The sequence below is a fragment of the Pseudomonas sp. LTR0 genome (genome assembly GCF_036630035.1).
In the GTDB taxonomy this organism is placed as follows: domain Bacteria; phylum Pseudomonadota; class Gammaproteobacteria; order Pseudomonadales; family Pseudomonadaceae; genus Aquipseudomonas; species Aquipseudomonas putida_Y.
Genome location: NZ_CP123734.1, coordinates 3,062,320 through 3,085,740 on the forward strand (window position 1 = coordinate 3,062,320; position 23,421 = coordinate 3,085,740).

The window sequence follows — 23,421 nt, forward strand, 5'->3', positions numbered from 1 at the left end:
ATAGTGCTCATGCCTGATCGAGGCCTGATGAGCAGCGAACCATGAACGATAGAATCCCTTTTACAGAGATCGCCACCGCCCCAGCCAGCATCCAAGCGCGACGCACCGACAGCGGCATCCATACCCGCAGCTTTACCGGTCTTTACCGTAACCTGCGCATCGGCTTTGCCGGCGCCCTGTTCGTGCTGTTCTTCGGCACGGCCTGGCTGAACTGGAACGGCCGCCAGGCCGTACTGTGGGACCTGGGGAACAGCAAGTTCCACATCTTCGGCGCCACCTTCTGGCCACAGGACTTCATCCTGCTGTCGGCGCTGCTGATCATCTGTGCCTTTGGCCTCTTCGCCATCACCGTCTACGCCGGGCGTGTCTGGTGCGGTTACAGTTGCCCGCAAAGTACCTGGACCTGGCTGTTCATGTGGTGCGAAAAGGTTACCGAGGGCGACCGCAACCAGCGCATCAAGCTGGCCGCGGCGCCCTGGAGCATGAACAAACTGGCCCGTCGCACGCTCAAGCACAGCCTGTGGTTGGCCATTGGCGTGCTCACGGGGCTGACCTTTGTCGGCTACTTCACCCCGATCCGGCCACTGGCCGCAGAATTGCTCACCTTGCAACTGGGCGGTGTGGCACTGTTCTGGGTACTGTTCTTCACGGCCGCTACCTACATCAATGCCGGCTTGCTGCGTGAAGCGGTGTGCCTGCACATGTGCCCGTATGCGCGCTTCCAGAGCGTGATGTTCGACAAGGACACCCTGGCGGTCGCTTACGACCCGCGTCGTGGCGAGGCCCGTGGGCCGCGCAAGAAAGGCAGTGATGTCGGCGCCCAGGGACTGGGCGACTGCATCGACTGCACGCTGTGCGTGCAGGTGTGCCCCACCGGCATCGACATTCGTGATGGTTTGCAGATGGCTTGCATCGGCTGTGCCGCGTGCATCGATGCCTGTGACGGGGTAATGGACAAGATGGGTTACGCCCGCGGCCTGATTGGCTACAAGTCCGAGCACAGCCTGCAAGGCGGTACCACTCACTGGCTGCGCCCGCGCCTGCTGGGCTACGCTGCCGCACTGCTGGTCATGATCGGGGCACTGGTGGTAGCCCTGCAGATGCGCCCGATGGTATCGCTGGATGTGATCAAGGACCGCGGCCTGTTCCGCGAAAACGCCCAAGGCCAGATCGAGAACATTTACCTGCTCAAGGTCATCAACAAGACCGAACGTACCCAGCACTATCAATTGCGCCTGCTGGACGCTGACGGTTTCACCCTGCAGGGCAATAGCGCACTGGTCATCCCTGCTGGTGAAATGAGCGAACTGCCGGTGTCGGTGGCGATGCTGGCCGAGCGCCCGGCCAGCAGTTCGCAGACGCTGAGCTTTGAAATCCGCGAGCGTGACGACCCCACTATCCGCAGCGTAGCGCACAGTCGCTTCGTCGCCCCCATGAACCGCTGATCCCTTACACTCACGCCACCTTGCCTGCCAGGCTTCGACAGAAGGCCAGAATGAAACGCTACGAACGCTTCGCCGACGACATTGCCGAACTGATCCGCTCCGGGGTGCTGGGCCCCGGCCAGCGCGTGCCGTCCGTGCGCTACGCCAGCCAGACCCACGGGGTCAGCCCGTCCACCGTGTTCCAGGCCTACTACCTGCTTGAGCGGCGTGGGCTGATCCGGGCCCGGCCGCGCTCCGGGTATTTCGTCAACGCCCACGTTCCGCGCCAGTTCAGCGAGCCGCAGGCGCTGCAGCCGGTAAGCGAGTCTACCGATGTCGACGTTAGCGCCTTGGTATTTTCGATCCTCGACTCGATCAAGGACCCCAACACCATTGCCTTCGGCTCAGCCTTCCCCAGCCCTGAGCTGTTCCCGCTGCAACGCCTGTCGCGCTCACTGGCCAGCGCCAGCCGCAGCATGGACCCGCGCATGGTGGTGACCGATCTGTCCCCCGGCAACCCGCAACTGCGCCGGCAGATAGCCTTGCGCTACATGGTCGGTGGGCTGATGCTGCCGATGGAAGAGCTGCTGATCACCAACGGCGCACTGGAGGCCCTGAACCTGTGCCTGCAGGCAGTGACCCAGCCGGGCGACCTGGTCGCCATCGAGGCCCCCGCCTTCTATGCCTGCCTGCAGGTGCTGGAGCGGCTCAAGCTCAAGGCGGTGGAAATCCCCGTGCACCCGCGCGAGGGCATGGACCTGGGGGTGCTGGCGCAGACCCTGGAAAAGCACCCGGTAAAGGCTGTGTGGTGCATGACCAACTTCCAGAACCCGGTAGGTGCAAGCATGCCGGAGGCCAAGAAACAGGCGCTGGTGGAGCTGCTGGCGCACCATCAGGTGCCGTTGATCGAAGACGATGTGTACGCCGAGCTGTACTACTCGCAACAGGCGCCCAAACCCGCCAAGGCTTTCGACACCCAGGGCCTGGTCATGCACTGCGGTTCGTTCGCCAAAAGCCTGGCACCGGGCTATCGCATTGGCTGGGTGGCCGCCGGGCGCTTTGCGCAGAAGATCGAGCGGTTGAAACTGATGACCTCCCTGTGTGCCTCCATGCCGGCCCAGGCGGCCATCGCCGACTACCTGCAACACGGCGGCTACGACCGCCACCTGCGCAAGCTGCGCTACGCGCTGGAGGGCCAGCAGGCCAACATGCTGGCAGCCATCGCCCGCCACTTCCCGGCGCAGACACGGGTCAGCCAGCCCTCCGGCGGTTACTTCCTGTGGCTGGAACTGCCCGAGCAGATGGATGCCCTCAAGCTGTTCCACATGGCTCTGGCCCAAGGCATCAGCATCGCCCCTGGGCCGATCTTTTCGCCCACCCGACGCTTTGGCAATTGCATCCGCCTGAACTACGGCAGCCCCTGGCATGATGGCGCCGAACAGGCCATGGAGACCCTCGGGCGGATCATTCGCTCGTTCTGATAGCGAGGGGCCAGAGGGACGACTATAGTTGCTCGGTCCGACCATCAGGCCCTCGTCATGCAGCCAGATACGTCCTTTGCCCGATTGCAAGCGCGTGTCGCAGAACTGGAAGCACGCCTGGCAGAACGCGAAGACAGCGCTCAGGCGCATGACAGGCTGCTTGGAGAACTGCTCGACAACAGCCCGGCCAACGTGTTTGCTGCCGACCGCAGGATGCGCCTGTTGGCCATCAACCGCACGGCGCGCGAAACCTTCGAGCGTTACCGAGGCTTCGTGCCGCAGATTGGTGACTACGTACCCCAGTTCCTGACCGGTCAACCCGACATCATGGGCCGCCTGGCCCCGATATGGCCGCGCATACTGGCAGGGGAAGCGTTCATCGACACCGTCACCTTCGGGCCGGACGACGCACCACGCCATTACGAAATTCGCTACCACCCGTTACTCGATACTCAACAGCGAATTCAGGGCGGCTACCTGTTCGCCTATGACATCACGCAGCGCGTGACCGAACAGGAACGCCTGCAGCAGGCCGAAGAAGCACTGCGCCAGGCGCAGAAAATGGAGGCAGTCGGTCAGTTGACCGGCGGGATAGCCCATGATTTCAACAACCTGCTGGCCAGCATCCTTGGCGCCCTGGAACTGGCTGGGCAGCGTCTGGTGCAGCAACGCGTGGCGGACACCGCGCAGCTGCTTGAACTCAGCCGGCACAATGCCCAACGCGCCGCAGCCTTGGTGCAGCGCTTGCTGGCATTCTCACGGCAGCAGACGCTGGTCCCGCAACGGGTCGATGTGCAGCAACTGGTGGCTGGTATGCACGACCTGATCAGCAGCTCCACCGGCCCCTATGTCGACTACCACGACCAGACACATGCCGGACTATGGCCCATCCGAATAGACGCACAGCAACTGGAAAATGCGCTGCTCAACCTGTGCATCAACGCCCGTGACGCCATGCCGCTTGGCGGCACCTTGAGCATCGGTTGCGCCAATGTCGAAGTGCAAGGCGCCGAAGCCAGACAGCTGGGCCTGGCCGCTGGCCAGTTTCTGCGTATACGCGTTGAAGACACTGGCATGGGCATGTCCAAAGCAGTGATGCAGCGCGCCCCTGAGCCCTTCTTCACCACCAAGCCGCTCGGCCAGGGCACTGGCCTTGGGCTGTCCATGGTCTACGGCTTTGTGCGGCAATCCGGGGGCCAGCTGGTCATCGATAGCACCCCTGGCCAGGGTACGGCCATCAACCTGTATCTGCCCCGCGATGAAAGCGTCGCCGCCGCTTCACCCAGCCCCCACGTCGAGGAGCCTGCGCCTGCGGCCTCGCTTCAGCAGCGCGTATGCAAGGTGATGCTGGTGGAAGACGAGCCGGCCCTGCGCCTGGTCATGCTGGAGGTATTGCTGGACCAGGGCTATGAAGTTCAGGCATTCGAAGATGGCCGCCAGGCATACAAGGCCTTGCAGGAAGCCCCTGCGCCGGACTTGCTGATTACCGATGCCTGCCTGCCAGGGGGTATCGATGGCCACCAACTTGCGGACGCCTGTCGAAGTATTGCACCACATGCAGCGGTGCTGCTGATCACAGGGCATGACCCTGTGCACAGTACGGCAAATGCGCGGCCCGACCGGCGCACCGAACTGCTGCCCAAGCCATTCGATCTTCAGGCACTTGCCCAGGCGCTTGAACGGCTGCTGGGGAGCACCGCCCAGTCGCACTGAGCGGCTATTCGCCTACAGGTGAACACGTTAAAGTCAGGACTTTTCATTGGCCGGACGCAGGCATGCCTTCTCGTGATCTGAACTCACTGCGCCAACAAGTCGAAGACCTCCAGCGACAGAACACACTGCTGGAGCAACGGCTTGCAAGCCTCCAGGCGCACGACCAGGACTTCTATCGCTCACTGTTCGACACCATGGACGAAGGCTTCTGCATTATCGAATTCTTCGATGGCCCCCATGGCCCGCTGAGTGACTACGTGCATGTGCTGGCCAACGCAGCCTATACCAAACACGCCGGCATCCCCAACGTGGTCGGGCAAAAACTGCGCGAGATGGTGCCTGATGAGGCAGATGACTGGGTGGCCCGCTATGGCGCGGTGCTTCGCACCGGTGAACCGCTGCACTTCGAGCAGGAACTGGTTGCTACCGGCCGTGTGCTGTCAGTGACCACTTTTCGCATAGAGCCTGCCGAGAAACGCCAGGTAGCGGTATTGTTCAAGGATGTGACCGAACGCCGGCGTGCAGAGCAGGCCCTGCAGCGTCTGAACGAAGAGCTCGAACAACGGGTGAGTGCCGCATTGGCAGAGCGCCGTTTGTTTGCCGAGCTGGTCGATCACAGTGTGGTCAATGTGCATGTGGTCGACAAGGACCTGCGCTGGCTGGCTGTCAATCGCCAGGCCAGGCATGACTTCCACCTGCTGTACGGGAGGACACCCGAAATCGGCGACTACCTGCCCGGGTTGTTCGACGATGGCACCGCCGGCCAGACGCCTATTCTGCCGATGTGGCAGCGCGCCCTGGCAGGCGAGCAGTTCATCGAGATCGGTACCTTCGGCAAGCCCCCCGCGCTGCGCCATTACGAGTTGCGGTTCAACGCCTTGCGCGACCCCAAAGGCGAGGTACAGGGCGCGTTTCTGTTCGCCTATGACATCAGTGAACGGGTGCAGGAGCAGGAACGCTTGGCCAAGGCCGAAGCGGCGCTGCGCCAGGCACAGAAAATGGAGGCCGTAGGCCAGCTCAGTGGCGGCATTGCCCATGACTTCAACAATTTGCTGGGCGGCATCCTTGGTGCTCAGGAGCTGATGCGTCAACGCCTGGACCAGTCACGCTTCGACGCCCTGGCACCCTTGCTGGAGCTGTCCAGCAGCGCGGCGCAGCGGGCCTCGTCGCTGGTGCACCGGCTGCTGGCGTTCTCCCGCCAGCAGACCCTGCAACCCTGCTCCACGCAGGTGGCCACTTTGGTGGCTGGCATGGAAGACCTGCTTCGCCGCACCATCGGCCCGGCGATTACCCTGAGCAGCCGCTTCGCCAACCAGCTGTGGCCAACCTTCATCGACCCTCCCCAACTGGAAAGCGCCTTGCTCAACTTGTGCATCAACGCGCGCGATGCCATGCCGGCCGGTGGTGTGATCGAGATCATTGGCGACAACCTGCGGCTTGACGACAAGCAGGCCCTGGCACTGGCACTGCCGGCCAGCGAGTACGTGCGGCTGAGCATCGTCGACAACGGTAGCGGCATGTCGGCTGAAGTCGTTGAGCGCGCAGTCGAGCCGTTCTTCACCACCAAGCCGATGGGCCAGGGCACCGGCCTGGGTCTGTCCATGACCTATGGCTTCGTGCGCCAGTCGGGTGGGCAATTACGGGTGCTGTCGGTGCCTGGCGAGGGTACCCGCATCGAGCTGCTGTTACCCCGCCACCACGCGCAAGCCCAGGCGCCAATCAGCAAACCGCAGCGCGCGCCTTTGCGAAGAAGCAGCGAGACTGCAAAACGCATTCTGTTGGTTGAAGACCAGACCGCCTTGCGCCTGGTGATAGGTGAAGTGCTGGAAGAGCTGGGCTATCGGGTGGACGCCTTCGAGAACGGTCCGTCTGCCCTCACCCACCTGCAAAGTGGCGAACGGCCGGACTTGCTGCTGAGCGATGTCGGCCTGCCTGGCGGCCTGAATGGCCGCCAGGTAGCCGAGCGCTGCCGTGAGCGTTACCCGGACCTCAAGGTACTGTTGATGACTGGGTACGATGAGAGCGCGGCGTTCAGCGACGGCCAACCGCTGCAAGGTACGCTGGTGTTGACCAAGCCGTTCGAACTGGACGCACTGGCGGAGCGGGTTCGCGAGCTACTGGAAACTTGACGGGCGCGTTCAGCGCCCGCCGCCCAGGTCGATGAAGCTGCCGGTGGCATAGGAGGCTTTGTCCGAAAGCAACCAGAGGATGGCCTCGGCCACTTCCTCGGGACGCCCCCCTCGGCCCATGGGCAAGCCAGGTTCGAGCTTGCTGACGCGGTCCGGGTCACCCGAAAGCGCATGGAAACCGGTATGGATATAGCCCGGCCGGACGCCATTGACGCGCACGCCCTCGCCTGCCACTTCTTTGGCCAGGCCGATGGTGAAGGTGTCGAGCGCGCCCTTGGAGGCGGCATAGTCGACATATTCGTTGGGCGAACCCAGGCGTGCGGCTACCGATGATACGTTGACGATGGCCCCGCCTTGCCCGCCATGTCGGCGCGCCATGCGCAGCAGGGCGTGCTTGGCGCAGAGCATGGGGCCGACGACGTTGGTTTTCATGACGTTCAGCAGCCGGAACTCGGACATGTCCTCGACCCTGCTTTGCTGGCCGATGGTGCCGGCGTTGTTGACCAGTGCGGTGACCGGGCCGAGCTCGTCGTCGACGCGCAGGAACAGCTGGATGATTTCATCTTCGACGCTGACGTCGGCGCGCACCGCGATGGCCTCGGCGCCCAGGGCGCGGACCTGGCTGAGGATGGCTTCGGCGGCTTGGTCATCGGCGTGATAGTTGATGCAGATGCGGTAGCCCTGGTGGGCGGCCAACAGCGCAGTGGCGGCGCCGATGCCGCGGCTGCCGCCGGTGATGACGATGACGTTCTCCATGGGTTTGCCAATGGTTTGGGGAAGGGAGCATCGACAATAGGCGAAATGGCGCTGCGTTGGAATGACGAAGATCAGCACAGCCAACCCTCTGCTGTTGATGTGGCTGTTGATCTGGCTTTTGATCTTCGCGACTTCAGGAGGCCGAACGCAGGCCTTGCGGAGGCAGGTGACGGGCATGGATGCCCGTCAAGCGCTGAGGCCCCAGGATGGGGCCTTCGGCGCGGTCCTGCCGGGAGCAAGGCCGGAGTGAGGGAACCCCGGCGCGCAGCGCAGGGGCCGGATGATGGGAGCGCAGCGTTTTTTGGTTACTTTTTGTCGCGTTTGACAAAAAGTGACTCGCCGTAAGGGCGAAAAGGTGAGTCCGTGTCGCCATCGCGAATGGACTGTTCGCTGAGTCGAAACAGACGAATTTGCTTCTTGCTTCTTGCTTCTTGCTTCTTGCTTCTTGCTTCTTGCTTCTTGCTTCTTGCTTCTTGCTTCTTGGATGTGGGCATCCACATCGAGTAGGTATTCATTCGCGCAGGTGGCGCATCATCACCTTTCCGCCCTTACGGCGGGTCACTTTTTGTCAAACGCGACAAAAAGTAACCAAAAAACGCTGCGCTCCTATCATCCGGCCCCTGCGCTACGCTCCGGGGTTCCCTCGCTCCGGCCTTGCTCCCGGGAGGACCGCGCTGCAGGCCCCATCCTGGGGCCCAGCGCTTGACGGGCATCCATGCCCGTCACCTCCCTTCGCAAGCCCTGCGCTCGGCCTCCTGAAGTCGCAATCCGCGGCGCCTGGGCTATCGCGCGCTTAGAAGCAAAATCAAAAGCCGAAGCGAGAGCGAGAGCGAGAGCGAGAGCGAGAGCGAGAGCGAGAGCATCGAGATCTTGCCTTGTGTTTAGATCAACTCTGCTGTTGATCTTGATCTTGATCTTGATCTTGATCTTGATCTTGATCTTGATCTTGATCTTGATCTTGATCTTCGCGACTTCAGGAGGCCGAACGCAGGCCTTGCGGAGGCAGGTGACGGGCATGGATGCCCGTCAAGCGCTGAGGCCCCAGGATGGGGCCTTCGGCGCGGTCCTGCCGGGAGCAAGGCCGGAGTGAGGGGACCCCGGAGCGCAGCGCAGGGGCCGGATGATGGGAGCGCAGCGTTTTTTGGTTACTTTTTGTCGCGTTTGACAAAAAGTGACTCGCCGTAAGGGCGAAAAGGTGAGTCAGCGTCGCCATCGCGAATGGACTGTTCGCTGAGTCAAAACAGACGAATTTGCTTCTTGCTTCTTGCTTCTTGCTTCTTGGATGTGGGCATTCACATCGAGTAGGTATTCATTCACGAAGGTGGCGCATAGTCACCTTTCCGCCCTTACGGCGGGTCACTTTTTGTCAAACGCGACAAAAAGTAACCAAAAAACGCTGTGCTCCCATCATCCGGCCCCTGCGCTACGCTCCGGGGTCCCCTCGCTCCGGCCTTGCTCCCGGGAGGACCGCGCTGCAGGCCCCATCCTGGGGCCCAGCGCTTGACGGGCATCCATGCCCGTCACCTCCCTTCGCAAGCCCTGCGCTCGGCCTCCTGAAGTCGCAATCCGCGGCGCCTGGACTATCGCGCGCTTAGAAGCAAGATCAAAAGCCGAAGCAAGACCGAGACCGAGACCGAGACCGAGACCGAGACCGAGAGCATCGGGATCTTGCCTTGTTTAGCTCAATGCCCCGCCGATGCCGGGCCCGCCTTGGCGGTAAAGGGCGGCTTGGCGAACCACACCAGCAGAATCAACCCGGCAAACACCCAGCTCATCAACGTGAAGTAATCCACCGTCGACATCATGTAAGCCTGCCCGTTGAGTATCTGCTCCAACTGCGCATAACTCTGCGGGCTGGCGCCGCCCAACTGCTCAAGGGTATACCGCGTCGCCGGGTCGAACTGGCTGATGTGCTCGCTCAGATAGGCATGGTGCTGGTCCGCCCGACGAATCCAGATCCAGGTGGTCAACGAAGCCGCAAAACTCCCGCCCAAGGTTCGCAGAAAAGTCGCCAGCCCCGAACCGTCGGCAATCTGGTGCGGCGGCAGATCAGACAGAAGAATGCTCAACGTCGGCATGAAGAACAACGCCACGCCAATCCCCATGAACAACTGCACCAAAGCCACGTGCTGGAAGTCCACCTCGCTGGTGAAACCAGCACGCATGTAGCAACTGGTACCGATCGCCAGGAACGCCAACCCAGCCAGCACCCGCAAGTCGAACCGGTGCGCATATTTGCCCACGAACGGCGACATGATCACCGGCAGCAAGCCGATCGGCGCAACCGCCAGGCCTGCCCAAGTCGCGGTATAGCCCATCTGCGTCTGCAACCACTGCGGCAGGATCAGGTTGATACCGAAGAACCCGGCATACCCCCCGACCAGCACAATGGTGCCAATGCGGAAGTTGCGGTGCACGAACAGACGCAAGTTGACCACCGGGTGCCGGTCGGTCAGCTCCCAGATCACGAACACCGCCAGGAACACCACCGAGATCAGGCTGCCGACAATGATGAACGACGATTCGAACCAGTCCAGATCGTTGCCTTTGTCCAGCACTACCTGCAAGGCACCGACGCCGATAATCAGGGTCAGCAGGCCAATGTAATCCATCGGCTGGCGGCTGGTGACCACCGGGCGCGTGCGCATCTGCTGGCGCACCACGGCAGCAGCGAACAGGCCGATGGGCACATTGATGAAGAAGATCCATGGCCAGCTGTAGCTATCGGTAATCCAGCCCCCAAGAATCGGCCCGGCAATCGGCGCCACCACCGTGACCATCGCCAGCAGCGCCAGTGCCATCCCCCGTTTTGCCGGGGGGTAGACAGCAATCAGCAGGGTTTGGGTCATCGGGTAAAGCGGCCCGGCGACCACGCCCTGCAAGACACGAAACCCCACCAGCTCGGGCATCGACTGGGCAATACCACACAGGAACGACGCCAGCACGAACAGCAGCGTGGCCCAAATGAACAGCTTCACTTCACCAAAGCGCCGGCTCAGCCAGCCGGTCAGCGGCAAGGCGATAGCGTTGCTCACCGCGAACGAGGTGATGACCCAGGTACCTTGCTCGTAACTCACCCCCAGGTTGCCGGAAATGGTCGGCAAGGCCACGTTGGCGATGGTGGTGTCCAGCACCTGCATGAACGTCGCGAGCGACAGGCCGATGGTGGTCAGCAGCAGACTCGGCGGCGTGAACTGGGCAGCGGCGTTGTTGCTCATCGTTGCGCCGTCTTGCCGGTTGCACTGTTCTCGTGAATCAGCCGGGCGATCAGGTTATCGGCTTCGACCAGCTGGTGGTCATACACCTGGGTGGTGTAGCTGGCCTTCTGCGGTGGCTGCTGGGCCAAAGCCGGGCCGCTCTGGTCATGCAGGTCGACTTCAACCACGGTGGACAGGCCGATACGGAGGGGGTGGTCCTTGAGCTGGTCGGGGCTGAGGTGGATGCGCACGGGTACGCGCTGGACAATCTTGATCCAGTTACCAGTTGCGTTCTGCGCCGGCAGCAAGGCAAAGGCGCTGCCGGTGCCCGCGCCAAGGCTGTCTACAGTGCCACTGTACTTGACCTCGCTACCGTACAAATCAGCGGTGACTTCCACCGGCTGGCCAATGCGCATCTCACGCAGCTGGGTTTCCTTGAAGTTGGCATCGATCCACACCTGATCCAGCGGGATTACCGCCATGGTCGCGGTGCCCGGCTGCAGGCGCTGGCCCAACTGGACGGTACGCTTGGCAACGTAGCCGGTGACCGGCGCGACCAACGTGGTGCGGGCGTGGTCGAGGTAGGCCTGGCGCAGGTCGGCAGCAGCAGCCATGACGTCGGGGTGCGAGGACACCACGGTGTCGTCGACCAGCGCGCTGCTGGTGCTGAGCTGTTGGCGCGCACTGTTGACGGCGGCCTGGGCAACGGTCAGGTCGTCGCGGGCATGGGACAGTTCTTCTGCGGCAATCGCACCGCTGTCAGCCAGCACCTTGCGCCGGTTGAAGTCCTGCTGCGCCTTGCGCAGTTCAGCTTGGCGCGTTTCCAGTTGAGCCTTCAGCGAGTCGACGTTGCTGTACAGCCCGCGCACCTGCCGCACGGTGCGTGCCAGCTTGGCTTCGGCGGACTGCAAGGCCACTTCGCTGTCGGCCGGGTCGAATTGCAGCAACACCTGGCCGGCGTGGACCAGGTCGCCGTCATCGGCCCCGATGCTGGTAACGGTGCCAGCGACCAGCGGGGTGATCTCCACCACGTTGCCGTTGACGTAGGCATCGTCGGTGCTTTCGTGCCAACGCCCGACAATGCTGTACCAGGCCCAGGTGCCGACCCCGGCAAGGATCAGCAGCAACAGCAGGCCAAGCAGCCAGGCCTTGCGCTTGCGTGACGACTCGGGCGCGGCGGAGGGAGTCGGGGTGTCTGTGGGAGTGGCCATGACAATACCTTGGATAATTCGTTACAGGGTTCAACGGTCGCCGAAGCGGCGGATCGTCAACGGGTCGCCAGCACTGAGCAGCACCTTGGCCAGCAGGCCTTCCAGGGTCTTGAGCTCCTCTGGTGCCAGCACGCCGCACAACTCGTTCATGGCGGCGGCGCCAATTTCCGGCAGGCGGTTGGCCAGGCGCTGGCCGTCCGCAGTGAGTGCCAGGCGCACTTGGCGCCGGTCGTCGGCGCAGCGGTTGCGCACGATCAGTTCCTTCTGCTCGAGGCGGTCGAGCATGCGGGTCATCGAACCGCTGTCCAGGCCCAGGTACCGGCACAGTTCGGCCGGGGTATCCACCTGGTACTGGGTGACGATGATCAGCACTTTGAACTGCGCGGCGGTGACGCCCTCTGACTCCAGGTGCCAGTCAAGAATGCGGTCTTTGAGAATCGCAGCACGGCCAAGCAACATGCCGATGGCGCAGGTCTGGAAGTTTTCGGGGGAAAAATGGGCCATCGTTGACTGCTCAGTTAAGTGTGTAGAAATATTACTGCCTAGGCAGTGAATGTCAAAGCCTTCATTAGCAAGCTATGAAATATTTCATGACTTCTGCCTGTCTCACCGCTCTCAGCAGGCGCGTATTGCGGCCCATTGCTGCACACAAGGCCGCGCCTGCAAGGGTGTGCGTAAAGGCGGCTAACGCGCTCGCAGGCCCAACGCCTCCACCGCCCCGCAAGCAATCGCCATTCCCACCAGTTCTGCGAGGCTGCCCGCCTGCAACCGCTTCATCACCCGCCCCCGGTACAGGTCCACGGTCTTGACGCTGATGCCCAACTGCTCGGCAATTTCGCGGTTGCTCAACCCTTGGGCCAAGGGTACGAACACGTCCCGCTCACGCGGCGTCAGGCCATCGATACGCGCCTGCACCAAGGCCAGCGCCTGATCGCCTTGTCGCGCCAGCCCGGCGTGCTCCAGCGCAGCCTGAACGCTGTCGAGCAGCAACTGGTCGTTGTAGGGTTTTTCGATGAAGTCGCAGGCACCGGCCTTGAATGCCCGCACCACGATCGGTACATCGGCATGACCGCTGACGAAGATCACCGGCACCATCAGGCCACGCTCACGCATCGCCTGCTGCACAGCCAACCCGCCCAACCCCGGCATGCGCACATCCAGCAGCACACAGGCGGGCCCATCATCGACGCAGGCGTCGAGAAACGCCTGCCCGCTGGCGAACGGCAAGGCTTGCAGGCCCACCGACTGCAGCAGCCAGACCGTAGAGTCGCGCATCCCCTGGTCGTCATCGACCACATACACTTTTGCTTGCAACACTGCCTCCCCTTATTCCCTGCTGACCGCCAGCCGGCAGCACAGTACCAGACCGCCGCTGTCACCCGCCCGCGCCCACAGGCTGCCACCGAAGCCTTCGATCAGGCTGCGGCTCATGCTCAAGCCCAAGCCCAGGCCGTCGGCCTTGCTGGTGGTGAACGGCGTAAAGATTTCATCCAGCCGCTCCGGTGCCACGCCCGGGCCCTGGTCGGCTACCTCGACCAGCACCCCATCGCCATCGCGCGCAGCGCAGAGCAGGATACGTGACGGCCGCTCCCCCTGCTGCTCGCGATTGGCATCGATGGCATTGCGCAGCAGGTTGAGCAGCACCTGCTCCAGCAGCACTCGGTCGGCATACACCAAGGGCAGTTGAGCGCTCATGCGAAGTTCCACCTGCACTTGGTCCCGCGCGGCTTCCCAGGCGCACAGGCGCATGGCTTCGCCAGCCAGCTCGGCCACATCCAGCGCCTCCAGGCGGCGCGGCCCCTTGCGCAGGAAGGCACGCAGGCGGCGGATCACTTCGGCGGCATGGGTGGCCTGTTCGCTGATACGCTGCAGGCCCTGGCCTACCCGATCGCGAGCCTGGGGGTCACGTTCCAGGCCCTGCAGGTAACGCTGACTGGCGTTGGCATAGTTGACCACGGCGGCCAGTGGCTGATTGATTTCATGGGCGATGCCCGAGGCCAGCTCGCCCAGGGTCGCGAGGCGGGCACTGTGTGCCAGGCTTTCCTGCGCTTCGATGCGCAAGGTGATGTCGCGGGACACGCTGACCACCTCCACCACCGCGCCCGTGTAGGTCTCGCGGATCGCCCGGCTGGCGATTTCGAACCAGCGGTAGTCGCCTGTCGCCTGGCGTACCCGGCAGGTCATGGTGTGGTAGCCATCCTGGTCCAGCGCGGCAGCGGCCTGGCGCAGTACCTGACGCCGTTCGCGCGGATGCAGCAGGGTATGTACAGGCATGCCACGCAGTTGTTCGGGCCACAGGCCGAGCAGGCGGTAGGCTGCCGGTGAGGCATCGAGAAAGCGGCCATCGGGGCTGTGTCGGGAAATCAGGTCGGTGGTGTTTTCGATAATCAACCGATACAGGCGCCGGGCGCGGCTGGCTTCGCGTGCGCCATGGCGCTCTTCGCTGGCATCACGGCAGCGGCCCAGCACCTGCTGGCCGTGGTTGTCCGGCATGAACGTCCACAGCACGATACGTTCGCCGACCTGCACTTCGACATCGCTGATCGCCCGGTGCTGGCGCAGACAGGCACGCACCAGGGCAGCGCAATTGGCCGGCAGCCAGCAAGCCAGCTCAGGCCCTTCGGCGACCCAGGCCTGCAGTGCCGGGTTGAGTGCCAGCGGGCTTGCATCACTGGCCAGCAACAGACTGGGTTGGGGGTCTTTGGCAAGCAAGGGGTAAGCAGTGTCATCCACGGTAGGCGGCCTGTTGTTATAGTAGTTTTACTATATTGCTATAGTCGATATTCCTAATACCATAGCGACTCGCGTAAAACTGCGACAGAGGGGGCGGCCCACCGTCCGCCCCCTGCACCCTGAACAGAGCTAACAATCAGCCATCGGGGGCCAGGTGCACAGGCTGCGTCTGCCTCCCTTACAGGATTACCGCATGTCGATCTATGCCCAGGGCCTGATGCCCGCTGCCGTCAACCATGTCGCCCTCACCCCGCTGAGCTTCATCGAACGCACCGCGGCCGTTTACGGCAACTACCCGGCCGTCATCCACGGCGCCATCCGCCGCAACTGGCAAGAAACCTACCAACGCTGTCGGCGCCTGGCCAGCGCCCTGGCCGGCCGTGGCATTGGCCGCGGCGACACCGTGGCAGTGATGCTGCCCAACACCCCGACCATGCTCGAGGCGCATTTCGGCGTACCCATGACCGGTGCTGTGCTCAATACCCTGAACGTGCGCCTGGATGCCGAGGCCATCGCCTTCATGCTGCAGCATGGCGAGGCCAAGGTGCTGATCACCGACCGCGAGTTCCATGCGGTCATCGAAGGCGCTCTGGCACTGCTTGAACACCCGCCGCTGGTGGTTGATGTAGATGACCCGGAGTACGGTGAAGGCCGCGCGGTCAGCGAGCTGGACTATGAGGCACTGCTCAACGAAGGCGACCCGGAATTTGCCTGGGAATGGCCCGATGACGAGTGGCAGGCCATATCACTGAACTACACCTCCGGCACCACCGGCAACCCCAAGGGCGTGGTCTACCACCACCGTGGCGCCTACCTGAACGCACTGGGCAACCAGATGACCTGGGCCATGGGCCACCGACCGGTGTACCTGTGGACGTTGCCGATGTTCCACTGCAACGGCTGGTGCTACCCCTGGACCATCACCGCGCTGGCCGGCACCCACGTGTTTCTGCGCCGGGTCGACCCGCAGAAAATCCTGACCCTGATCCGCGAGCACAAAGTCAGCCACCTGTGCGGTGCGCCGATCGTGCTCAACGCGCTGGTCAACATGCCCGAGGCGGCCAAGGCAGCCATCGAGCACCCGGTGCAGGCCATGGTCGCCGGCGCTGCACCACCGGCCAAGGTCATCGGCGCCGTGGAGCAAATGGGCATCAAGGTCACCCACACCTATGGCCTGACCGAGGTCTACGGCCCGGTGACCGTGTGTGCCTGGCATGACGAATGGGACGCGCTTTCGCTGGAAGAGCGTGCCCGGATCAAGTCTCGCCAAGGCGTGCGCTACCCGACCCTCGATGGCCTGATGGTTGCCGACCCGCAAACCCTTCAGCCGGTGCCCCGCGACGGCGATACCCTGGGCGAAATCTTCATGCGCGGCAACACGGTGATGAAGGGCTACCTCAAAAACCCTGAAGCCACCGCCGAAGCCTTCCGTGGCGGCTGGTTCCACACCGGCGACCTGGCCGTGTGGCATGCCGACGGCTATATCGAGATCAAGGACCGGCTCAAGGACATCATCATTTCCGGTGGCGAGAACATCTCCACCATCGAGGTCGAAGACGCCCTGTACAAGCACCCGGCAGTGCTGGAAGCCGCCGTGGTGGCGCGCCCGGATGAAAAATGGGGGGAAACCCCGTGCGCCTTCGTTGCCCTGAAGCCAGGCCGGGAGGACACCCGTGAAGCCGACATCACCAGTTGGTGCCGCGAGCACCTGGCCGGGTTCAAGGTGCCGAAGACCGTGGTGTTCGGCGAGCTGCCCAAGACCTCGACCGGCAAGATCCAGAAGTACGTGTTGCGCGACCGGGCCAAGGCCCTCTGATGCCGTAGCCGCTCCGCTTCAGGCGCAGCACACGGCTGCGCCTGAAGGTTCAGCGCACGCCCAACCATCCCCCACTATTGCAAGAGCTGCCGATGACCACCTATTCCGCCCCCCTGCGCGACATGCGCTTCGTCCTGCATGACGTGTTCAACGCTTCGGACCTGTGGGCCCGCCTGCCCGCCCTGGCCGAACGCATCGATGCCGACACTGCCGACGCCATTCTCGAAGAAGCTGCCAAAGTCACCGGCCAGCTGATTGCCCCGCTCAGCCGCAACGGTGACGAGCAAGGTGTGTGCTTCGACGCAGGCCAGGTCACCACCCCTGATGGCTTCCGCGAGGCCTGGAACACCTACCGCGAAGGTGGCTGGGTTGGCTTGGGCGGCAACCCGGAACACGGCGGCATGGGCATGCCAAAGATGCTCGGCGTGCTGTTCGAAGAGATGCTCTACGCCGCTGACTGCAGCTTCAGCCTGTATTCGGCGTTGAGCGCCGGCAGTTGCCTGGCGATCGATGCCCACGCCAGCGAAACCCTCAAGGCCACTTACCTGCCACCGCTGTATGAAGGCCGCTGGGCCGGTACCATGTGCCTGACCGAACCCCATGCCGGCACTGACCTGGGGCTGATCCGCACCCGCGCCGAGCCTCAGGCCGATGGCAGTGTGCGCATCAGTGGCAGCAAGATCTTCATTACCGGCGGCGAGCAGGACCTGACCGAGAACATCGTCCACCTGGTGTTGGCCAAACTGCCGGATGCGCCCGCCGGTGCCAAAGGTATATCGCTGTTCCTGGTGCCCAAATTCCTGGTCGAGGCCGATGGCCGTCTGGGCGCGCGCAACGCTGTCCACTGTGGCTCGATCGAACACAAGATGGGCATCAAGGCCTCGGCGACCTGTGTCATGAACTTTGATGGTGCCATCGGTTACCTGGTGGGCGAGCCGAACAAGGGCCTGGCAGCGATGTTCACCATGATGAACTACGAGCGCCTGTCCATCGGCATACAGGGCATCGGTTGTGCCGAAGCCTCCTACCAAAGCGCCGCCCGCTATGCCAATGAGCGCCTGCAGAGCCGCGCAGCAACTGGCCCGCGGGCACACGACAAGGCGGCCGACCCAATCATCCACCATGGCGATGTCCGGCGCATGCTGCTGACCATACGCACCCTCACCGAAGCAGGTCGGGCGTTCGCCGTCTACGTTGGCCAGCAACTGGACGTGGCACGCTATGCCGAGGACGCCGGCGAGCGCGAGCATGCCCAGCGCCTGGTGGCACTGCTGACGCCAGTGGCCAAGGCATTCTTCACCGATAACGGTCTGGAAAGCTGCGTGCTTGGCCAGCAGGTGTATGGCGGTCATGGCTACATCCGCGAATGGGGCCAGGAGCAACGGGTGCGAGACGTGCGCATTGCACAGATCTATGAAGGCACCAACGGCATCCAGGCCCTTGATCTGCTGGGGCGCAAGGTGCTGGCCGACGATGGTCAGGCGTTGGCCAGCTTTGCCAGCGAAGTGCGAGCCTTCAGTGTGGATGCGCCCTTGTACCGCGAGGACCTGCAGGCGAGCCTGGCGCGGCTGGAGGCCACCAGCAGCTGGCTGCGGGAGCAGGCAGGCGAAGATGCCAACCTGGTCAGCGCGGTGGCGGTTGAGTACCTGCAGCTGTTCGGGCTGACTGCGTACGCATATATGTGGGCGCGGATGGCTGCGGTGGCGTTGGCCAAACGTGAGGAGGATGAGGCGTTTCATGGCGCGAAGCTTGCGTGTGCGGCGTTCTATTTCCAGCGGGTCTTGCCGCGAGGGCTGGGGCTGGAGGCGAGTATTCGGGCCGGCAGTGGCAGCCTTTATGGGCTAGAGGCTGCACAGTTCTGAGCGATGTGTCACTGACGCGCTTTTTGCAAGCGCAGCCGTGTGCTGCGAAGAGGCCGGTGCAGGCTAACGAATCTGTACTCACTGACCTCTTCGCAGCATCAGCCCGTTCCAGAAGCGATTGCAGACATCGTCTTGTGCCCGCGAAGGGTTCTCAAACGCTGAAAAACCATGGCTAATCCGACGAAAAACCGGCACAACTGATAGTCATTCGCCATTACATTGGTTCTCGGGAGCCCTCCCGCAAGGGTAGAATGCGCAAAACCCGGAGCCGCAATGAACCACGACCGCCTCAATCCCAACCCAGACGATGCCATCACCGACGCCGCAGCGCATTGGTGCATGCGCCTTCACGCCGAAGATTGCACGCAGGCCGAGCATGAAGAATTCGCTGACTGGTTGGCGGCCGACCCGCGGCATACCGAAGAGTACCAGGCGATGCTGGAAATCTGGCAAACCGCCGACCTGCTGCCGCGCAGCGCCACCGTCATCGACTTCAACCCACCCGTCAAACACGCCGCCCGCCCTCGCAACTGGCGGCCACTGGCGTCTGCTGCAGCCATCGCCCTGGCAGTGCTGCCGCTGGCCGGCTGGATGGGGTGGGAACAGGGCTGGTTGCCCAACCACTACCAGCACTTCGAAGCCAGTGACCGCATGCAGACCGTGGAGCTCAGCGACGGCAGCACGGTACAGCTCAACCTCCACACCGAGCTCACCTTCCTCAACTACAAGGACCAGCGCCAGGTCACGCTCAAACGCGGCGAGGCGTTCTTCAAGGTGCGACACGACAGCAGCCACCCGTTCATCGTGCGTGCCGGCAGTGGCCAGACCCGGGTCACCGGCACCCAGTTCAACGTGTGGAAGTACCAAGACCAGGTGAAGGTCACCCTGGTGGAAGGTTCAGTACTGGTGTCCAGTGAGGGCAGTGCCGGTGGCTACCGCCTTGGCCCTGGCATGCAGGCCAGCTACCACAAGGGCGACTTCGAGCCGCAGCTGGAGCAAAGCGACGACTATGGCAACAGCCTGGCATGGCGCAGCGGCAAGCTGGTGCTCGACAACCTGAGCCTGGAACAGGCGCTGCCGGTGATCAACCGCTACCTCGACGCCCCGCTGCTGCTGGCCGATGCCAGCACCGGCCGTATCCGCATCAGCGGCATCTACAACACCCGTGACGTGGGGCGCCTGGTCAACAACCTGCCCAAAGTCCTACCGGTCTACCTGACCCGCAGCAAGGACGGCAGCACCGTGCTCAATCGCATCTCGCCGCCGCCCGACAAGGGCTGACGCCCTCCCCGCCTTACAAGGTCATCGCTGCCAACCAGCCGAACGCCATCAACGGCAAGTTGTAATGGATGAAGGTCGGCACCACGGTGTCCCAGATGTGGTGATGCTGGCCATCCACGTTCAGGCCCGAGGTTGGGCCCAGGGTCGAGTCAGAGGCCGGCGAACCCGCATCGCCCAATGCACCGGCAGTACCGATGATGCACACCGTGGCCAACGGGTCGAAGCCCAGTTGCACGCACAGTGGCACGAAGATCGCGGCCAGGATCGGCACGGTGGAGAACGACGAGCCGATCCCCATCGTCACCAAAAGGCCTACCAGCAGCATCAGCAAGGCACCGATGCCCTTGCTGTGGTCGATCCACTGCGCCGAGGTTTCCACCAGGCTCATCACCTCACCGGTGGCCTTCATCACCTCGGCAAAGCCGGACGCGGTAATCATGATGAAGCCGATCATGGCCATCATTTTCATGCCTTCGGTGAACAGGTCGTCGGTATCTTTCCACTTGACGATGCCCGACAGCGAGAAGATCAGGAAACCGACCATGGCGCCGATGATCATCGAGTCCAGCAACAGCTGAACGATGAAGGCTGAAGCGATCGCCAGCCCGGCCACCAGCAAGGTCAGCGGGTTGTACTGCACGCTCACCTGCTCCACCTGCTGGATGCGCGTCAGGTCGTAGTCGCGCTTCTTGCGGTAGCTGATGAACACTGCCACCAGAAGGCCGACGAGCATGCCGGCTGCCGGGATGGCCATGGCGTGGGTGACGTTGACGCCGCTCACATCGACACCTGCGCGGGCAACGTTGGCCAGCAGGATCTCGTTGAGGAAGATATTGCCGAAGCCCGCCGGCAGGAACATGTACGGGGTGATCAGGCCAAAGGTGATTACACAGGCGATCAGCCGGCGGTCGATGCGCAGGCGCGTCAACACGTACAACAGAGGCGGCACCAGCAGCGGGATGAAGGCAATGTGGATGGGCAGGATGTTCTGGGACGACACGGCCACCACCAGCATCAGGCCGATCATCAGCCACTTGACCTTGCCACCCTTGGCGTCCCCTCGCCGGTCGATCATGGCCAGGGCACGGTCGGCCAGCGCATGAGCCAGGCCAGACTTGGCGATTGCCACGGCAAAGGCACCCAGCAGTGCATAAGACAAAGCCACCGTGGCACCACCACCTAGGCCACCGTTGAAGGCCTTGAGCGTGCCTTCGATACCCAGGCCGCCCACCAGCCCACCGACCAGGGCGCCGATGATCAGGGCGATGACCACGTGCACGCGGGACAGGCTGAGTATCAGCATGATGCCGACCGCGGCGATCACTGCATTCATGGTTGGCTTACCTCATTACGACAGAAAAAAGCGCGAACTCTGAAGCAGTAGGCGGCAGATGTCAAAAGCGCCTTGATGCGGCGCGTCAACGGGTGGCCGAATTTAAATTGAATGTTTGAATAAAGAAAAAACGGCATAGGCCGATACTGTGGGAGGCAGCGAGGTGCCTGGCTGGAGAGCTTTGGCGCCTCCCTGCCCCACCGCAAATAAAGCCATAACCCTTACTGCCAAAAAGGGATCCGCCCCCATGCCTTTGCGACAACTTTCCATCCAGTGGAAAATCACCCTGCTCGCCGGTCTCTGTCTGGCCGGTATCGTCACCTTGCTCGTCGGCCTGTCGCTGTACCGCATGGATCACAGTTCGGACCTGGTCAAGGCCAGCAGCATGCAGATGCTGACCGAGGCGGCGCAGTCGCGTATCGAGTCACAAGGTGAAGTGCAAGCGCTGAACATCCGCCGCCAGTTCATGGATGCCTACCAGTACGGCGCCGGCTTCGCCCGCCAGGTGCTGTTCCTCCGCGAGCAGGCCGAAAAGCGCTTTCTCGATGCCTTCGACCTGCGCGAGGACATGACCCGCCAGGTGCGCGCCGCACTGCAAGCCAACCCCGACCTGCTCGGCCTGTCACTGGTGTTCGAGCCCAATGCCCTGGACGACAAGGACAGCCTGTTTGCCGGCAAGGCAGAACTGGGCAGCAACGAAACCGGGCGCTTTGCCCTGTACTGGTCGCAGCCACGCGCTGGCCAGCTGACCTCGATGGCCCTGCCCGAACATGACATGGCCAACACCGAGATCGGCCCCAGCGGCCAGCCGGCCAACACCTGGTGGGTGTGCCCTCGCACATCCGGCAAGGTGTGTGTGGTGGAGCCCTACTTCTACGACATCGACGGCCAGCAGGTGCTGATGACCAGCATCGTGTTCCCGCTGGCGGTCAACGGCAAGATCATTGCCACCCTGTCCATCGACATCAACCTCAACAGCCTGCAGGCACTGAGCCAGGAGGCCAGCCACAGCCTTTACGAAGGCCGCACCACGGTCGGCATTCTTACCCCGGTCGGCCTGCTGGCAGGCTACAGCGCCGATGCCAGCAAGCTTGCCCAGCGCTTCGACCAGGTAGACCCGACCAAAGGCGCCGAGCTGGTGCGCAAGCTGGCCGATGGCAAACTGACTATCCTCCACGACCGCCAGCGCTTGAAAGTGCTGGCGGCATTCCGGCCAATCCCGGACGCCCAGCCCTGGGGCGTGTTGCTGGATGTGCCGGAAAACGCCCTGACCGGGCCGGCCGAAACCCTGAAGCAGGAACTTGACGCGCTCAACACCAGTGGCACCCTGCTGGAACTGAGCCTGGGCCTGGCCGCAGCCATTGCCGGCCTGCTGCTGGTGTGGCTGATGGCCCGCGGCGTTACCCGGCCAATCCTTGGCGTGGCCGCCATGCTCAAGGACATTGCCAGCGGCGAAGGCGACCTGACCCGTCGCCTGACCTACCAGAAACAAGACGAACTGGGCGAACTGGCCGGCTGGTTCAACCGCTTCCTCGACAAATTGCAGCCAACCATCGCCGAGGTCAAAAGCTCGGTGCAGGCCGCCCGAGGCACGGCCGACCAATCCTCGGCGATTGCCACTGAAACCAGCGCTGGCATGGAGCAGCAGTACCGCCAAGTCGACCAGGTGGCCACCGCCTCGCATGAAATGAGCGCCACCGCCCAGGACGTTGCCCGCAGCGCCGCCCAGGCGGCACAGGCGGCACGCGATGCCGACCAGGCCACCCGCGAGGGCTTGGCGGTAATCGACCGCACCACCAGCAGCATTGGTGCACTGGCCGCCAACATGAGCGACACCATGGCCGAAATAGAAGGCCTGGCGCAGAACAGCGAGAAGATCGGCTCGGTACTGGAAGTGATCCGCTCGATCGCCGAACAGACCAACCTGCTGGCGCTCAACGCTGCCATCGAAGCTGCCCGCGCCGGTGAGGCCGGCCGTGGCTTTGCCGTGGTCGCCGATGAGGTGCGCAACCTGGCCCAGCGCACTCAGGAGTCGGTGGAAGAAACTCGTCAGGTCATCGAAGCACTGCAGAACGGCACCCGCGAAGTGGTCGGCGCCATGGACCACAGCCACCGCCAGGCCCAAGGTGGCGTGGAGCAGGTCGGCCAAGCCGTCACGGCATTGCAGCGCATTGGCCAGGCGGTGACGGTGATCACCGACATGAACCTGCAGATTGCCTCTGCCGCCGAGGAGCAAAGCGCGGTAGCCGAGGAAATCAACAGCAACGTGGCGACCATTCGTGATGTCACTGAATCACTGTCTGGCCAGGCCAACGAGTCGGCGCGGGTCAGCCAGTCGCTGAACAGCCTGGCCAACCAGCAGCAAGCGCTGATGGACCAGTTCCGCGTCTGAAGCAAACGGGGCCACGCCAGTGGCCCTGAAACCGACAAAACCTCGTCGTCTACACTTGCCCCCACTGCCAAGGGGTGGCGAACGACGAGGTTT

At 63.1% G+C, this 23,421-nt stretch carries 15 protein-coding genes; 8 read left to right on the forward strand and 7 right to left on the reverse strand.

All coding sequences use genetic code 11. From position 1 onward, the window contains the following. The first annotated feature begins 41 nt into the window (after window positions 1-41). The 4 genes from ccoG to QCL51_RS14235 all read left to right on the forward strand — a co-directional run bounded on the left by ccoG (window position 42) and on the right by QCL51_RS14235 (window position 6,747). On the forward strand, window positions 42-1,445 hold the full coding sequence (gene ccoG / locus QCL51_RS14220) for a cytochrome c oxidase accessory protein CcoG (protein ID WP_021785647.1): 1,404 nt from the start codon (window positions 42-44) through the stop codon (window positions 1,443-1,445). A gap of 50 nt (window positions 1,446-1,495) precedes the next feature. After that, the gene (gene mapR, locus QCL51_RS14225) at window positions 1,496-2,905 is read left to right on the forward strand and encodes a GntR family transcriptional regulator MpaR (protein ID WP_028697280.1); all 1,410 of its coding nucleotides are present in this window, start codon (window positions 1,496-1,498) and stop codon (window positions 2,903-2,905) included. A 57-nt stretch (window positions 2,906-2,962) separates the two neighbouring features. After that, a complete protein-coding gene (locus QCL51_RS14230; protein ID WP_021785649.1) occupies window positions 2,963-4,618 on the forward strand; it encodes a PAS domain-containing sensor histidine kinase in 1,656 nt (551 codons plus the stop codon). Between the two features lie 62 nt (window positions 4,619-4,680). After that, window positions 4,681-6,747, forward strand: coding sequence for a PAS domain-containing protein (locus tag QCL51_RS14235; RefSeq protein WP_021785650.1), 2,067 nt, complete (start codon window positions 4,681-4,683; stop codon window positions 6,745-6,747). Between the two features lie 9 nt (window positions 6,748-6,756). On the opposite strand, the gene QCL51_RS14240 is transcribed toward QCL51_RS14235, so the two are convergent. From QCL51_RS14240 to QCL51_RS14265, 6 genes are all read right to left on the reverse strand, one after another. Next, window positions 6,757-7,503 carry an SDR family oxidoreductase gene (locus QCL51_RS14240; protein WP_101196019.1) on the reverse strand — a complete coding sequence of 249 codons (747 nt, stop codon included), beginning with the start codon at window positions 7,501-7,503 and terminating at the stop codon, window positions 6,757-6,759. A 1,682-nt stretch (window positions 7,504-9,185) separates the two neighbouring features. Further along, a complete protein-coding gene (locus QCL51_RS14245) occupies window positions 9,186-10,721 on the reverse strand; it encodes a DHA2 family efflux MFS transporter permease subunit (protein ID WP_101196268.1) in 1,536 nt (511 codons plus the stop codon). Next, window positions 10,718-11,911 (reverse strand): HlyD family secretion protein, encoded by a 1,194-nt coding sequence (locus tag QCL51_RS14250; protein WP_021781651.1) that lies wholly within the window; start codon window positions 11,909-11,911, stop codon window positions 10,718-10,720. Before QCL51_RS14250 ends, QCL51_RS14245 begins: the two co-directional genes overlap by 4 nt. Window positions 11,912-11,941: 30 nt before the next feature. Then, entirely contained in the window at window positions 11,942-12,415 is a 474-nt protein-coding gene (locus QCL51_RS14255) for a MarR family transcriptional regulator (protein ID WP_010954405.1), read from the reverse strand. Between the two features lie 180 nt (window positions 12,416-12,595). Next, window positions 12,596-13,228, reverse strand: a complete 633-nt coding sequence (locus QCL51_RS14260; RefSeq protein ID WP_021781652.1) for a response regulator — start codon at window positions 13,226-13,228, stop codon at window positions 12,596-12,598. 9 nt (window positions 13,229-13,237) lie between these two features. Further along, window positions 13,238-14,644, reverse strand: coding sequence for an ATP-binding protein (locus QCL51_RS14265; RefSeq protein ID WP_101196269.1), 1,407 nt, complete (start codon window positions 14,642-14,644; stop codon window positions 13,238-13,240). Window positions 14,645-14,837: 193 nt separating this feature from the next. Between QCL51_RS14265 and QCL51_RS14270 the strand changes: the two genes are divergently transcribed. The 3 genes from QCL51_RS14270 to QCL51_RS14280 all read left to right on the forward strand — a co-directional run bounded on the left by QCL51_RS14270 (window position 14,838) and on the right by QCL51_RS14280 (window position 19,603). Continuing rightward, window positions 14,838-16,460, forward strand: a complete 1,623-nt coding sequence (locus tag QCL51_RS14270; RefSeq protein WP_019437073.1) for an acyl-CoA synthetase — start codon at window positions 14,838-14,840, stop codon at window positions 16,458-16,460. A gap of 92 nt (window positions 16,461-16,552) precedes the next feature. Next, window positions 16,553-18,322 carry an acyl-CoA dehydrogenase C-terminal domain-containing protein gene (locus QCL51_RS14275; RefSeq protein ID WP_101196270.1) on the forward strand — a complete coding sequence of 590 codons (1,770 nt, stop codon included), beginning with the start codon at window positions 16,553-16,555 and terminating at the stop codon, window positions 18,320-18,322. Between the two features lie 273 nt (window positions 18,323-18,595). After that, on the forward strand, window positions 18,596-19,603 hold the full coding sequence (locus tag QCL51_RS14280; protein WP_101196271.1) for a FecR family protein: 1,008 nt from the start codon (window positions 18,596-18,598) through the stop codon (window positions 19,601-19,603). A gap of 13 nt (window positions 19,604-19,616) precedes the next feature. On the opposite strand, the gene QCL51_RS14285 is transcribed toward QCL51_RS14280, so the two are convergent. Next, entirely contained in the window at window positions 19,617-20,936 is a 1,320-nt protein-coding gene (locus QCL51_RS14285; RefSeq protein WP_021781657.1) for a Na+/H+ antiporter NhaC family protein, read from the reverse strand. A 247-nt stretch (window positions 20,937-21,183) separates the two neighbouring features. Here QCL51_RS14285 and QCL51_RS14290 point away from each other — a divergent pair, with 247 nt between their 5' ends. Next, window positions 21,184-23,328, forward strand: coding sequence for a methyl-accepting chemotaxis protein (locus QCL51_RS14290; protein ID WP_021781658.1), 2,145 nt, complete (start codon window positions 21,184-21,186; stop codon window positions 23,326-23,328). The last annotated feature ends 93 nt before the right edge of the window (window positions 23,329-23,421 follow it).

What these genes read in the sequence shown, in the direction of transcription:
- ccoG (WP_021785647.1), top strand. Translation starts at nt 42, where the DNA reads ATGAACGATAGAATCCCTTTTACAGAGATCGCCACCGCCCCAGCCAGC.
- mapR (WP_028697280.1), top strand. Translation starts at nt 1,496, where the DNA reads ATGAAACGCTACGAACGCTTCGCCGACGACATTGCCGAACTGATCCGC.
- QCL51_RS14230 (WP_021785649.1), top strand. Translation starts at nt 2,963, where the DNA reads ATGCAGCCAGATACGTCCTTTGCCCGATTGCAAGCGCGTGTCGCAGAA.
- QCL51_RS14235 (WP_021785650.1), top strand. Translation starts at nt 4,681, where the DNA reads ATGCCTTCTCGTGATCTGAACTCACTGCGCCAACAAGTCGAAGACCTC.
- QCL51_RS14240 (WP_101196019.1), bottom strand. Translation starts at nt 7,503, where the DNA reads ATGGAGAACGTCATCGTCATCACCGGCGGCAGCCGCGGCATCGGCGCC.
- QCL51_RS14245 (WP_101196268.1), bottom strand. Translation starts at nt 10,721, where the DNA reads ATGAGCAACAACGCCGCTGCCCAGTTCACGCCGCCGAGTCTGCTGCTG.
- QCL51_RS14250 (WP_021781651.1), bottom strand. Translation starts at nt 11,911, where the DNA reads ATGGCCACTCCCACAGACACCCCGACTCCCTCCGCCGCGCCCGAGTCG.
- QCL51_RS14255 (WP_010954405.1), bottom strand. Translation starts at nt 12,415, where the DNA reads ATGGCCCATTTTTCCCCCGAAAACTTCCAGACCTGCGCCATCGGCATG.
- QCL51_RS14270 (WP_019437073.1), top strand. Translation starts at nt 14,838, where the DNA reads ATGTCGATCTATGCCCAGGGCCTGATGCCCGCTGCCGTCAACCATGTC.
- QCL51_RS14275 (WP_101196270.1), top strand. Translation starts at nt 16,553, where the DNA reads ATGACCACCTATTCCGCCCCCCTGCGCGACATGCGCTTCGTCCTGCAT.
- QCL51_RS14280 (WP_101196271.1), top strand. Translation starts at nt 18,596, where the DNA reads ATGAACCACGACCGCCTCAATCCCAACCCAGACGATGCCATCACCGAC.
- QCL51_RS14285 (WP_021781657.1), bottom strand. Translation starts at nt 20,936, where the DNA reads ATGAATGCAGTGATCGCCGCGGTCGGCATCATGCTGATACTCAGCCTG.
- QCL51_RS14290 (WP_021781658.1), top strand. Translation starts at nt 21,184, where the DNA reads ATGCCTTTGCGACAACTTTCCATCCAGTGGAAAATCACCCTGCTCGCC.